This is a genomic window from Tistrella sp. (assembly GCF_002684955.1).
In the GTDB taxonomy this organism is placed as follows: Bacteria; Pseudomonadota; Alphaproteobacteria; order Tistrellales; family Tistrellaceae; genus Tistrella; species Tistrella mobilis.
Map to the genome: position 1 here is coordinate 1 of NZ_NYWI01000028.1, position 12,729 is coordinate 12,729.

Consider the following 12,729-nt stretch of genomic DNA (forward strand, 5'->3'; position numbering starts at 1 on the left):
GGCTCGTCGGCTTGGGCGCTGGCGGGATCGCCGGCGGTCCGCAATCGCGGACGCTGGTCAATATACGCATATGTCGCGGAACCGCAAGGGGTTTATCCACAGCATCCCCGCGCAGGGATGCGCAGCGGTTGCAGGTCCGCCCTGCGGTCCGGGTCAACCGCGCCGGAAACTCATGAAGACCGGCACACGCCCGGCGGCACGGGCCTTCGCTTCGTAGCGGGTCTCGATCTGCCCGTCCGGCCGCCGCTGCCAGTCGCCCGGCCGCCGGGCCTCCCAGCTGAAATCGGGATGGGCGCGAAGATGGGCCAGCGTCCAGGCGCAGAGATCGGGATGGTCGGTGGCGGCGATCAGCCGCCCGCCCGGCCGCAGCACGCGGGCAAGCCCCGCCACCGTCTCCGTCTGGATGAAGCGGCGCTTGTTGTGGCGGCGCTTGGGCCAGGGGTCCGAGAACAGCAGGTAGACCCGGGCCAGCGAGGCATCGGGCAGGGCATCGAGCAGTTTCGCCGCATCGTCGCCCAGCACCCGGACATTGCGCAGCCCCCGGCGCTCCAGCTCCACCAGAAAGGCCGACATGCCGCCGATATAGGGCTCGCAGCCGATGAAGCCGGTATCCGGTTCGGCCTCGGCCCGGGCAATCAGATGCTCGCCGCCACCGAATCCGATCTCGACCACGATTTCGCGCATCGGCCGGCCGAACAGCCCGGCGGGCTCCAGCCGCGTCCCGGGTTCCGGCAGGGCGATTGCCAGTTCGGGCAGGGTCTCTTCCATCGCCCGGCTGCGCCCGGCCTTGAGCGGACGCCCCACCCGGCGGCCGAAATGGCGGCGGCCCATGCTTTCACCGGCGGCATCCGCCAGGGTATCGGTCCCGGGGGTCCGGGTATCGTCGGCGCTGGTCATCGTCGGCACGGGTCCGGCTTGCGGCTGAAGATCGGGTCGGAAACGCAACGGGGCGGCGGCCGTTCCCGGCCGCCGCCCCGCTGATCGCACGAATGGGGATCAGAGCACAAGCTGCTTGATCGTCTCCGCCAGATCGGTCTTCTCCCACGAGAAGCCGCCATCGGCCTCGGGGTCGCGGCCGAAATGGCCGTAGGCCGCAGTGCGGCCGAAGATCGGCCGGTTCAGCTTCAGATGCTCGCGGATGCCACGCGGCGTCAGGTTCATCGCCTCGCGGAGCGCATTCTCGAGCTTCGCCTCGTCGACCTGGCCGGTGCCGTAGGTGTCGACATAGACGGACAGCGGATGCGACACGCCGATCGCATAGGCGAGCTGGATGGTGCAGCGATCGGCAAGGCCGGCCGCCACCACGTTCTTCGCCAGATAGCGTGCGGCATAGGCGGCCGAGCGGTCGACCTTGGTGGGGTCCTTGCCCGAGAACGCACCGCCACCATGGGGAGCGGCACCGCCATAGGTGTCGACGATGATCTTGCGGCCGGTGAGGCCGGCATCGCCATCCGGGCCGCCGATCACGAAATTGCCGGTCGGGTTGATGTAGAGCCCGGCGTCGTCGCACATCCAGCCGGCCGGCAGCGAGGCTTCGATGACCGGCAGGACGGCCGCGCGGACCTCTTCCTGCGACGCCGAGGCCAGATGCTGGGTCGACAGCACGATCGAGGTCGCGCGCACCGGCTTGCCGTCGACGTATTCCAGCGTCACCTGGCTCTTGGCATCGGGGCCGAGCACCGAGATGTCGCCCGAACGGCGGGCCGTGCGCAGGTTGCGCAGGATGGTGTGGGCATAGTGGATCGGCGCCGGCATCAGCGCGTCGGTCTCACGGCAGGCATAGCCGAACATGATGCCCTGGTCGCCGGCACCTTCATCCTTGTTGCCGGCGGCATCCACGCCCATGGCAATGTCGGCCGACTGCTCGTGCAGCAGCACCTCGACCTTCGCCGTGTTCCAGTGGAAGCCGTCCTGCTCATAGCCGATGTCGCGAATCACCTCGCGAGCGACACGTTCGATCGTGTCGGGCGCGGTGTCGCCATGCGAGCGGATTTCGCCCGCGATCACCACGCGATTGGTGGTGGCAAGCGTCTCGCAGGCGACGCGGGAATAGGGATCTGCGGCGAGCAGATGATCCAGCACCGCATCCGAAATCCGGTCACAGATCTTGTCCGGATGTCCTTCGGAAACCGATTCGCTGGTAAAAAGATAGTTGCTGCGGGCCATGGCGCGTGTTCAACCCCTCAAGAACCGACGACGGACCACGAGATCGGAATCCGTGGTCCGGGCACCATCGCGGGTGGCGAACCGCGCTGGCACCACTGATGGACTCCGTGCGTCTGGGTTCTCGGCAGATAACGCGACAGCGCACCACCAAGCCCACTTAGCGCACTGTTTAACGTGGCGGCAAGCGGCACAAATCCGACCACGGACGATGTAGCGACATCCACGTCTACGCCGGGTGCGCTATCTACACCCTACATATTCACGCAGAAGTTTCAACTTCGTCGTCAGATGAAACTTTCACGGTACGACATCGGAATCAAGAGTGCTTTTTTGAGAGGCAGTCGCGAGGCCGTCGCTGATGGTCCTTGCAAGTTCAACCAGCCGCGCACGCGCACGCGGGTCCTGAATGCGGGAGAAGTTGAAGGCCAGGGTCTGCGCCTCGGGCCCGTCCATGACGAGCCAGTCGAACCCGTCGTCGATCCCGTCCGCGCTCTCTTCGGCCGTCACCGTTCCGACGTCCTCGTAAAAGAACGACACCGGAACATTGAGCGCATGCGCAATGAGGAACAGCCGTCCCGCGCCGATGCGGTTCGCCCCACGTTCATATTTCTGAATTTGCTGGAACGTCAGACCGACCCGCTGTCCCAGCTTTTCCTGACTAAGCCCCATCAGCTGGCGGCGAAGCCGCACCCGGCCACCGACATGGGCATCAATTGGGTTCAGTCGCGTCGCCATCCGTCACATCCCTCCTCGCTCACGGCTGCCTTCAATTCCGGCCCGTTTGTCAGGCGGATAGATGACATCACGCCATGGCATGGGTCAACCCCGGCGCGCGCATTGCAATGGCCGAAACGCGCATTCCGGGTTGCATTGCAAGCCCTACTCGCCTTTGATGACATGTGGCCAACGCCTCGATTGCCGGCTTCGACGCCACGGCGTCGACAGGTAGCCGAACAACCGGTCTGCGATCCGATGCCCCCCGGTCAGGCTCGCCACACGCGAAAGCGGCCGTTTTTCAACCCCGGGCCATCACACCCTGCCATCAGTTTCTCCTCTGCCGGATACGCCGTCCCAGGCCGCCCGGCAGGAAGGCGAGCGCCAGAACGATCAGGCCCGCCAACGCGGCCGAGGCATCGCCGAGGCGGGCATAAAGCGTGGGGGGCAGAGCTGCGGGCAGCGGCCCGTCCAGCACGCCCCGGCGGTCCAGCTCCAGCAGGGCGATGATCCGCCCAAGCGGATCGACGATCGCCGAAATGCCGTTATTCGCCGCACGGACCAGCGGCAGCCCTTCCTCGATGCTCCGCAGCCGGGCGGACGCGAAATGCTGATGGGGCCCCGCCGTCAGGCCGAACCATCCGTCATTGGTGACGTTCAGCAAAAAGCCCGGCCGGACCATGGGCGCCGCCCCCGCCGTCACCTCCCCCGGAAAGATCGCCTCATAGCAGATCAGCGGGCTGGCCGGCGGCAGCCCGGGCAGCGCCAGCGTCGCCGGGCCGGGGCCGGGCGTGAAATCGATGCTGCCGGCGGTAAGCTTCGGGAAGGGGTTGAATTCGCGCAGCGGCACATATTCGCCGAAGGGTACCAGATGTGCCTTGTCGTAGACGCCCACGATCCGCGCCCGATCATCGATCGCCATCACCGAGTTGAACACCCGCGGCTGCGGTTCCGTTCCCGCCGGCGCGCCGGCCGGCGGTGGCGTCCATTCCACACGGGGGGCGCCCGTGATCAAAAGACCGCCCGGCGGCACGGCCCGGGCCAGCACCTCGCGAACCTCGGCTTCCTGCTGCGGATAGTAGCCGACGGCCGTCTCGGGCCAGATCACGTCGGTGATGGTGTCGAAGCCCGGCCCCCGGGTCAGATCCAGATGCGTGCGCAGATGCTGCGCCTTCATCCCGCCGCGCCATTTTTCCTTCTGGTCGATCGCGGCCTGGACAAGGCGGAGTTTCACCCCCGGCACCATGACCGTCGGATGGGCCTCGAGACGCAGGGCGCCCCACAGGCCGACGCCCGCCAGCACCACAAGAATCAGCCCCCCGGTCATCGCCGCCGGCCGGCGGTCCCCCGGCTCCCGCACCAGCAGCAGCGCCGGGGCTGCAAAGACGGCGACGGCAAGCAGGCCCATGCCATAGGTGCCGACGATCGCGGCCCCCTGCGCCAGGGCGGGCACGGCCAGAACCGAGGCACCGGCCAGATTCCAGGGAAATCCCGTCAGCAGATGGCCGCGCAGCCACTCGGCCGCCACCCATGCCACCGCCAGAAACAATACCCGCCCGGCGCCCTTCGGCGCCGCGCGGGCCTGCGCCATGCCGGCCAGCCCCGTAAAGATTGCAAGTCCGGCCGACAGCCCCAGAACCGAGGGCACGGCCAGCGCGCCGAAGGCCGCCGCGTCGACGAAGAAGGCGACGCCGATCCAGTACAGCCCGGCCGCGAACTGGCCGAGCCCGAAAGCCCAGCCTGTCCAGAACCCCGGCCAGAGCCGGCCGCGGACGCCATCGAGCAGCAGCAGAAGCAGGGGGAAGGCAACGAAGCCCAGGGGCCAGGCGTCGGCCGGCGGCAGCGCCGCCGTCGACAGGCCGCCGGCCAGGGCCGCCAGTCCCAGACGTGCACGCACGCCAAGCCCGCCGATCCGGTCGGCGAGGCGGTGCAATCGGCCTTCCGCAGCCGGGCGGTCCCGATCGGCCAGGGTCACGCGGCCGTCGTGGCTTCAGGGGCGGTCACGCGGATGCGCAACCGCTTGATCCGCCGGGGATCGGCATCCAGAACCTCGAAGACAAGCCCCGCCGGATGCTCGACGGTCTCACCCGCCGCCGGCACACGGCCGGTGAGGGCGAAAACCAGACCGCCCAGCGTGTCGACATCCTCGTCGTCATCGACCAGAACCCTGTCGAGCCGCGCTTCCAGCTCTTCGACATCCAGCCGGGCATCGGCCTCGAAGACGCCGTCTTCCACTTCCTCCAGCCGCGGCTGCTGTTGATCGTCGTGCTCGTCCTCGATCTCGCCGACGATCTGTTCGACCAGATCTTCGATCGTCACCAGCCCGTCGGTGCCGCCGTATTCGTCGACCACGATGGCAAGATGAATGCGGGTGGTCCGCATGCGGTTCAGCAGGTCGAGCACGCGCCTGGAGGGCGCCTCGAACAGCACTTCCCGCACCAGCCCCGGGCTTTCCAGCGTGCCGGTTTCTCCCAGACGCCCGACCACATCCTTGATGTGGACCATGCCGACCAGTTCATCCAGCGTGCCGCGATAGACCGGCAGCCGGGAATGCCCCGCCTCGGCCATGGCGCGGAGGGCGGCATCGATGGGTGTGGAGATTTCGATGGCGATGATGTCCGCGCGTGGCACCATCACGTCCTCGACGGTCAGATCGCCGAGTTTCAGCACGTTGGTCACCAGCTGGCGTTCGGCGGGGTAGAGCGCCTCGCGCTCCTCCTCCTCGCCTTCAATGCGCTCGGCCAGTTCGACCAGGCTCTCGCGCAGCTCGTCCCGGTCGCGGGAACGCCCGCCGCCGAGCCAGGACATCAGCAGATGCCCCAGGGAAGTATTGCCGGCCCCGCCCGAGCGGGGCCGTCTAGACGAAGATTGGTCGCTCATCGCTTCCTGCCCGATGGGCCGCCGGCCGACGGATCCTCATGATCCGGGCCCGGGGCCCCTGCCCTCGGACCCAGGTCAGCCCTGCGGTCCGGTCGATCGTATTGCCGCCCTGCCCGGAACGGCCTCCCGATCCTCCGACTTCTCAGACTCTCCAACGAAGGCGGGGGTGTCGTCAATCATCCATCTGAACGCGGCAGCAGCGCGGCGGCCGCATGGTGCCGGGCAACCTTCGCGCGCACTCAGTCCGCGTCGGGCGCGCCCTCGATCTCGGCATAGGGGTCCTGGATGCCGAAGCCCGCCAGACAGCGGATCTCGACGGCTTCCATCTGCTCGGCCTGATCGTCGTCGACATGGTCATGGCCAAGCAGATGCAGCAGGCCGTGGGCGATCAGATGCATCAGATGGGCCCGCGGCACCTTGCCCTGCGCGGCCGCCTCGGCCTTCACCGTCTCGGCCGCGACGATCACGTCGCCCAGCATCAGCGGCGCCTCTGCCGGCAGCATGTCGAGAACCTCATCGATCGTCTCCGGATCCTCCGGATCGATGGACTCTGCGGGAAAGGACAAGACGTTGGTCGGCTTGTCCTTCTCCCGCCAGTCACGGTTCAGCTCGCGCACGGCGGCATCGTCCGTCAGCGTGACCGAGATCTCGATCAGCCGGTCCTCCGCCCGGGCGAGCAGATCCGAGGCCGCCATCGTCAACAGGGCGCCGGCCAGACGACCGATCGCCTCGGGCAGCGGCCCGTCCAACCGGGCCGCCGGCTCGTCCCAGCAGGGATCAGCCCAGATTTGCCCGACGCGCTGCAGGGCGATCTCCACCCGCCCCCCCATGAGAGCAAGCGTTTCGACATCCTCTGCCACGCCCTCGTCGCCATCCTCCTGCGGCGGCAGGTCGATCATGCCGTGTCCTCCCCGGCCTTCGCAGGGGCGGCGCCACGTTCCGCCTGCCGGCGCGGGCGACGCCGGGCTTCGTCGCGGGCGTCATAGGCGCGCACGATGCGGGCCACCAGCGGGTGGCGGACGACATCGGTATCATCGAAGGTGACGACGGGCACCTCCTTAAGCCGCCCCAGCACCGACAGCGCATCCGACAGGCCTGAGACGGTGCCGGCCGGCAGATCGATCTGCGACAGGTCGCCGGTGATCACCATGCGGCTGTTCTCACCCAGGCGGGTGAGGAACATTTTCATCTGCACCGCGGTGGTGTTCTGCGCCTCGTCCAGGATCACGAAGGCGTTGGAGAGCGTGCGGCCGCGCATGAAGGCGAGCGGCGCCACCTCGATCTTGCCGCTTTCGATCAGCTTGGCGACGATGTCGTCGGGCAGGGTGTCCTGAAGCGCATCGTAGAGCGGGCGGAGATAGGGGTTCACCTTCTCCTCCAGCGTGCCGGGCAGGAAGCCCAGCCGCTCCCCCGCCTCCACCGCCGGACGCGACAGAATGATGCGGTCGACCTTCTTTTCCAGGAACAGCGCCACCGCCATGGCCACCGCCAGATAGGTCTTGCCCGTACCCGCCGGGCCGATGCCGAAGACCAGATCATGATCGCGGATCGCAGACAGATAGGCCCCCTGGCGCATGGACCGGGGCGTGATGCGCTTTTTCTTGGTCTTGATGACCACTTCGCCGGTGATGTAGGCACCAGCCTGCGCACCGTGATCGCCGCTGCGCCCTGTCGCCGGATGCGTGACCGTGGTGGTCGCCTCTGCCGGCGGGATTTCCACCGCCTCGGTGCCGAGCGCCGCGGTCGCGGCCTGGGTGACCATGCGGATCGCGGCGTCGACCTCGGCCATGGTCACGATCAGGTTGCGCTTCAGTCGCTGGTAAAGGCCGTCCAGCACATCGGCGGCGGCATCCTGGGCACTTTCACTGCCCTGGATCGCCAGGCGGTTGCCACGGCTGACGATATGCACGCCAAGCTGGCTTTCGATCCGCACCAGATGCTCGTCATGTTCGCCGACCAGCAGCGCGAGCAGGTGGTTGTCGTCGAAATCCAGGATCACCGCATCGATGTCGGCTGCGGCAACCCGCTCGGCAGCCATGGGGGTGCGGCCGCGCGCCGCGCGATCGGTGCGCCGGGCCGTCAAGAAACCACCCCGGCGGACGCGGCGATCCGGCTGTCCCCGGCGGCGGTGATCCCGGTCGGCAGCCATTCGCCGCCCGTGATCCGCCCGTTCAGGCTGAAGGAATTGACGGTGTCGATGTCGACCTCCACCATCCGGCCCGCGGCCTCCGCGGGTGCGTCGACCACCACCGCCTGCATGTAAGGCGAGCGGCCGACCATCTGCCCGGCATGCCGGCCGGGCCTCTCCAGCAGCACCGGCAGGCGCCGCCCCGTCATGCTGGCATTGAAGGCGCGCTGCTGGGACGAAAGCAGGTCCTGCAGGCGCTGCAGGCGCTCGGACTTCACCTCTTCCGGCACCTGGTCGTCCAGATCCGCGGCCGGCGTGCCGGGACGCGGGCTGTATTTGAAGGAATAGGCGAGCGCGTAATCAACCCGCTCCACCAGCCGCATGGTCGCCTCGAAATCCGCATCGCTCTCGCCGGGGAAGCCGACGATGAAATCCCCGGACATCGCCATGTCGGGGCGCACCTCGCGCAGCCGGTCGACGACGCGCAGATAGTCTTCGGCGGTGTGCTTGCGGTTCATCGCCTTCAGGATCCGGTCGGATCCCGACTGCACCGGCAGGTGCAGATAGGGCATCAGCTGCGGCAGGTCGCGATGGGCCAGGATCAGGTCGCCGCCCATGTCGCGGGGGTGCGAGGTGGTGTAGCGGATCCGGGCGATGCCGTCGATTTCGGCAATCGCCCGCGCCAGCCGGGCCAGGGTCCAGTCGCCCGCCGGTCCGCGGGCCCCTTCAGGGGCCGCACCGTGATAGGCGTTGACGTTCTGGCCAAGCAGCATCACCTCGCGCACGCCGTCGGCCGCAAGCGCGCGGATCTCGTCCAGAATGGCCCCCGCCGGCCGGCTGTATTCGGCCCCGCGGGTATAGGGGACCACGCAGAAGGTGCAGAACTTGTCGCAGCCTTCCTGCACGGCCACGAAGGCGGTATGTCCGCTCCGGCCGGTGGCGGTCGGCAGATGGTCGAACTTGGCCTCGGTCGGGAAATCGGTCTCGACCACCGCCTGGCCCCGGCTGGCGCGCTCCACCATGTCGGCCAGACGATGATAGGTCTGCGGGCCGAAGACGATGTCGACGAAGGGGGCACGGGTCCGGATCTCGGCGCCTTCGGCCTGTGCCACGCAGCCGCCGACCGCGATCAGCCGTCCTGCGGGACCGCCGGCCGCGCGCAGCCGCCCCAGATCGGAATAGACCTTCTCGGCCGCCTTTTCCCGGATGTGACAGGTGTTCAGGATCACCAGATCCGCGTCTTCCGCCACCTCGGTCGGCGCAAAGCCCTGGGCGGCCAGCACGTCCGACATGCGTTCGCTGTCGTAGACGTTCATCTGGCAGCCATAGGTCTTGATGTAGAGCTTCTTCGTCACCCTCGCCTCGGGCCTCGTTCTGATCGGGCCGCGGTCCGCTGACCGCCTCACCCGCAAGATATCAGCCGCGCCGCGGCCGCTTCAAGACGCACACCCGGCCTTCGTCAGACCCGCACGTCCTCGGAGGTCGCCTCGCCCTCTGCTGCATCGATCTCCTGGGGGTCGAGCGGCTCGTCCTCTTCGGCCACCTGAAGGGCGCCGCCCTCCACTGCCGGGCCGCGCTGCGCCAGGACATGGCCGATCAGGGCGAGCGCCGCCGTCGAACGGCCCTGCAATGCCTGGGCGACACCGGCCGAGACCGCCTGCTCGCAATGGCGGGCAAGCGCCTTGCGGTCCTTGAAGTCATCGATGGTAACCGGTGGATGGAAAACCAGTTCCACCCGGGCGGGGCCAAGGGTCAGGGCGGTCCACAGATGGCCCGCCAGATCCATGTCACCATACCAGGCATAGGCCGGACGCAGCTTGCGCCCCATGGGCATGCCGCGGACATGGGTATAGGCCAGAGAGACCGGCTGCACCACCAGCGGCCGCCCGGTCGGCCGGCGATCCGCCACCGAGAAGAAGGCGGTGCGGAAGGGCAGCACCCGCTGGCCGTCATTGCTGGTGCCCTCGGGGAACAGGATCAGCCGGTCGCCCGCTTCCAGCCGCCTCGCCACCTCGTCGGCCTGTTCGGCCGTGCGGCTGCGCTCGCGTTTCACGAACACGGTGCGCTGCAGCTTGGCGAGCAGGCCATAGAGCGGCCAGTCCGCCACCTCGCTCTTGGCGATGAACGAGCCGGCGATCACCGATCCCAGCACCGAGATGTCGAGATAGGAGCTGTGGTTGGAAACGAACAGCGCCGGCCGGTCGCGCACCGGCGTGCCGACCACATCGACGTCGAAGCCGATCAGCCGGCAGGTCAGCCGGTGATAGAAGCGCGGGAACCGCACGGCACCGGGCAGCTTCAAAGCCACCAGCGCCGCCTGCACCGGGATCAGTGCCGCCGTCACCGCCAGATAGACCGGCAGAAGCACGGCGGCCCGCAGCCACCCGGTCATGCGCCCTCGTCGCCGGCCTTGCCCCGGCCGCGCCCCGAGCCGCCTTCATAGCGATCCCGGTAGCGCCCGGTGATCAGGTCGCTCTTTACGATCATGCAGACGTCGGTGGTGTTGAACTGCTTGTCCACCACCGCGCCGTCACCGACGAAGCCGCCAAGCCGCAGATAGCCCTTCACCAGCGGCGGCAACTCGGCCAGGGCGCGGGTGGCGTGCAGATCGTCCTTTGCCACCAGATCCATCGCGACGTAGCGCTCGGGCACCGCCACCGGCCGCAGGGCCTCGGGCGCCAGATGATAATGGTGCAGATAGGCGAGCTGGGTCTTCAGCATGTCGATATCGGTGCCGTCCAGACTGGCGCAACCGAACATCAGCTGAATGTCGTAATGCTCGAGATAGATGGCGATGCCGCGCCAGAGCAGCTGCATGGTCGAGCGGTTGCGGTATTCCGCCGCAACGCAGGATCGGCCAAGCTCCAGCAGTTCGCCCTCGACCGTCATCAGCGGGCCGATGTCGAACTCGTCGGCGGTATAGAAGCGGCCATGGGCAAGGGCCACCGACCGGCGCAGCAGCCGGTAGGTGCCGACCACCGTCGGCGCCCCGCTCGGATGGGCCTCGTCGATCACCAGAAGGTGGTCGCAGATCGCATCGAAACCGTCCAGATCGCGCTTCACAGCCGCCATCTCGGGGCTCGGCTGAGCGTGGCGTTCCTCGTAGAACACGTGGTAGCGCAGGCGCTGGGCCGCCTCGATGTCGTCGGCTCCGTCCGCGAGGCACACCCGCAGATTTCCGGAACGCAGGCCGAGGTCGGGTTGGAGTGTTTCGGTCATCCGAACATGCCCTGAAGTCTCGCGGCGATGAGGACCGGCCACCGGGGTGGCCGGTCGTGGGTGAAGGGGCGGACCGGAGCATGGCCCTCTGTCCCGGGATCCCGGACGATCCCGGAGGGGGCCCGCGCCGGTCGGCGGCGGGGCGGCCCGTCAGGCCTTGCCGGCGTCCGTGTCGTCGTCCTGGGGCTGATCCAGCGGAATGCCGTACAGTTCCAGACGATGATCGACCAGTCGGTAACCGAGCTTGCGGGCGATCTCCTGCTGAAGACGCTCGATCTCGGTGTTCTGGAATTCGATCACGGTTCCGTTGCGCATGTCGATCAGATGATCGTGATGCTCTTCGGGAATGGTCTCGTAGCGGGCGCGGCCGTCGCCGAAATCATGCCGCTCCAGAATGCTCGCTTCCTCGAACAGCCGCACCGTCCGATAGACGGTGGCGATGCTGATCCGCGGATCAACGGCACTGGCCCGGCGATGCAGCTCTTCGGCATCCGGGTGGTCGTCGGCTTCCGACAGCACGCGGGCGATCACCCGGCGCTGGTCGGTCATCTTCAGACCCTTTTCGAGACACAGACGCTCCAGTCGCGACATCTCCAAGATGGCCTGGCTCCTTGGGCAGAAAGGGGGCGGAACACGCGGATGGCCGGTCTGCGCGCTTCTGCATGCCGCCACCCCCTGTTCCGTCCGGAACGGAGGCCGCGCCATCGTCGCGCCTTCGGACGACCGTCACGAACGGATAAGGACGGCCCCATCAGAGGCACGGTCCCCGCAATCGGTCGTGGCGGGATGGTCTGGAAGACCACCCCGCCCGTCAGGCCATTATCGGACAGCAGCCGCGCAACGACAAGCGGCGGGCGCCACAGTCTTCCGACCGGCGCCCGCAAAATCGTCAGCCGAGGCAGCTGCGGGCCGGATCAATCCGCGTCGCCGCGGCCCCGACGGCCAAGACCGATGCGCTTGGCAAGATCGCTGCGCTGGCGGGCATAGCCCGGCGCGACCATCGGATAGTCGTCGGCCAGGCCCCAGCGGCGGCGATATTCTTCCGGGGTCATGTCGTAGGCCGTCTTGAGGTGGCGCTTCAGCATCTTCAGCTTCTTGCCGTCCTCGAGGCAGATGATGTAGTCGTCATGCACCGACTTGCGGATCGGCACCGCCGGGGTCGGGCGCTGCTCTTCCTCACGCGGTTCAGGCTCGCGGCCGAGGCCGGCAAGGCTCTGATAGACCTCGCCGATCAGCTGCGGCAGTTCGCCGGCCGACACGGTGTTGTTCGCGACATGGGACGACACGATCTGTGCGGTCAGCGAGAGAAGATCGAGCGGGCTCGGATTTTCGGCCATGATATGGTCTGGACCTCGGTGTCTCGGGCGGAAATCAGGGTCGGGAGCAGATGTCGGGACAGGCCGGGCCTTCCGCGCGGGAATGCCCTTGACTTCGACGGCCCGGGGGACGACGTCGAGGTCTGAGAGCCTGGCGGGTGGTCTGTCCGACCGGGATGACGATGACGAGGATGGACATCGGCACTGATGTCCGGGCCCCGCACCGGTACCGGCCTCCGCCCAGGATGGCCGTCACCGGGACGTACCCGTCCCTCGCACTCCGAGACGACGACCGGATGGTTCGCA

General features: G+C 67.8%; 12 protein-coding genes and 1 riboswitch. All 12 genes read right to left on the reverse strand.

From position 1 onward, the window contains the following. Positions 1-153: 153 nt before the first annotated feature. Positions 154-897: a tRNA (guanosine(46)-N7)-methyltransferase TrmB gene (trmB, locus tag CMO28_RS06770; RefSeq protein WP_296711501.1), complete on the reverse strand. Its 744-nt coding sequence runs from the start codon at positions 895-897 to the stop codon at positions 154-156. Positions 898-996: 99 nt separating this feature from the next. Then, entirely contained in the window at positions 997-2,166 is a 1,170-nt protein-coding gene (gene metK, locus CMO28_RS06775) for a methionine adenosyltransferase (protein ID WP_296711504.1), read from the reverse strand. Between the two features lie 136 nt (positions 2,167-2,302). Further along, positions 2,303-2,379: riboswitch (SAM riboswitch) on the reverse strand. A gap of 84 nt (positions 2,380-2,463) precedes the next feature. After that, a complete protein-coding gene (locus CMO28_RS06780) occupies positions 2,464-2,901 on the reverse strand; it encodes a helix-turn-helix domain-containing protein (protein WP_296711507.1) in 438 nt (145 codons plus the stop codon). A gap of 307 nt (positions 2,902-3,208) precedes the next feature. Next, positions 3,209-4,813, reverse strand: a complete 1,605-nt coding sequence (gene lnt / locus CMO28_RS06785) for an apolipoprotein N-acyltransferase (RefSeq protein ID WP_296711510.1) — start codon at positions 4,811-4,813, stop codon at positions 3,209-3,211. 38 nt (positions 4,814-4,851) lie between these two features. Continuing rightward, a complete protein-coding gene (locus CMO28_RS06790) occupies positions 4,852-5,760 on the reverse strand; it encodes a hemolysin family protein (protein WP_296711512.1) in 909 nt (302 codons plus the stop codon). A 239-nt stretch (positions 5,761-5,999) separates the two neighbouring features. After that, entirely contained in the window at positions 6,000-6,659 is a 660-nt protein-coding gene (ybeY, locus tag CMO28_RS06795; RefSeq protein WP_296711515.1) for an rRNA maturation RNase YbeY, read from the reverse strand. Continuing rightward, the gene (locus CMO28_RS06800) at positions 6,656-7,798 is read right to left on the reverse strand and encodes a PhoH family protein (RefSeq protein WP_322111304.1); all 1,143 of its coding nucleotides are present in this window, start codon (positions 7,796-7,798) and stop codon (positions 6,656-6,658) included. Before CMO28_RS06800 ends, ybeY begins: the two co-directional genes overlap by 4 nt. A 41-nt stretch (positions 7,799-7,839) precedes the next feature. Next, complete coding sequence (gene miaB / locus CMO28_RS06805; RefSeq protein WP_296711518.1) at positions 7,840-9,243, reverse strand: tRNA (N6-isopentenyl adenosine(37)-C2)-methylthiotransferase MiaB; 1,404 nt, start codon at positions 9,241-9,243, stop codon at positions 7,840-7,842. Between the two features lie 104 nt (positions 9,244-9,347). Beyond that, complete coding sequence (locus CMO28_RS06810) at positions 9,348-10,280, reverse strand: lysophospholipid acyltransferase family protein (protein ID WP_296711521.1); 933 nt, start codon at positions 10,278-10,280, stop codon at positions 9,348-9,350. Beyond that, on the reverse strand, positions 10,277-11,107 hold the full coding sequence (locus CMO28_RS06815; RefSeq protein WP_062764089.1) for a GNAT family N-acetyltransferase: 831 nt from the start codon (positions 11,105-11,107) through the stop codon (positions 10,277-10,279). The genes CMO28_RS06810 and CMO28_RS06815 overlap by 4 nt, the downstream gene beginning before the upstream one ends. Before the next feature lie 150 nt (positions 11,108-11,257). Next, positions 11,258-11,698: a Fur family transcriptional regulator gene (locus CMO28_RS06820; protein WP_041605099.1), complete on the reverse strand. Its 441-nt coding sequence runs from the start codon at positions 11,696-11,698 to the stop codon at positions 11,258-11,260. A 323-nt stretch (positions 11,699-12,021) separates the two neighbouring features. Continuing rightward, positions 12,022-12,444, reverse strand: a complete 423-nt coding sequence (locus CMO28_RS06825; RefSeq protein WP_014747042.1) for a MucR family transcriptional regulator — start codon at positions 12,442-12,444, stop codon at positions 12,022-12,024. Positions 12,445-12,729: the final 285 nt, after the last annotated feature.

Bases quoted from the DNA above. Each gene is read 5' to 3' on its own strand.
- CMO28_RS06815 (WP_062764089.1), bottom strand. From the start codon at position 11,107: ATGACCGAAACACTCCAACCCGACCTCGGCCTGCGTTCCGGAAATCTG.
- trmB (WP_296711501.1), bottom strand. From the start codon at position 897: ATGACCAGCGCCGACGATACCCGGACCCCCGGGACCGATACCCTGGCG.
- CMO28_RS06810 (WP_296711521.1), bottom strand. From the start codon at position 10,280: ATGACCGGGTGGCTGCGGGCCGCCGTGCTTCTGCCGGTCTATCTGGCG.
- CMO28_RS06800 (WP_322111304.1), bottom strand. From the start codon at position 7,798: ATGGCTGCCGAGCGGGTTGCCGCAGCCGACATCGATGCGGTGATCCTG.
- ybeY (WP_296711515.1), bottom strand. From the start codon at position 6,659: ATGATCGACCTGCCGCCGCAGGAGGATGGCGACGAGGGCGTGGCAGAG.
- CMO28_RS06825 (WP_014747042.1), bottom strand. From the start codon at position 12,444: ATGGCCGAAAATCCGAGCCCGCTCGATCTTCTCTCGCTGACCGCACAG.
- CMO28_RS06780 (WP_296711507.1), bottom strand. From the start codon at position 2,901: ATGGCGACGCGACTGAACCCAATTGATGCCCATGTCGGTGGCCGGGTG.
- CMO28_RS06790 (WP_296711512.1), bottom strand. From the start codon at position 5,760: ATGAGCGACCAATCTTCGTCTAGACGGCCCCGCTCGGGCGGGGCCGGC.
- CMO28_RS06820 (WP_041605099.1), bottom strand. From the start codon at position 11,698: ATGTCGCGACTGGAGCGTCTGTGTCTCGAAAAGGGTCTGAAGATGACC.
- metK (WP_296711504.1), bottom strand. From the start codon at position 2,166: ATGGCCCGCAGCAACTATCTTTTTACCAGCGAATCGGTTTCCGAAGGA.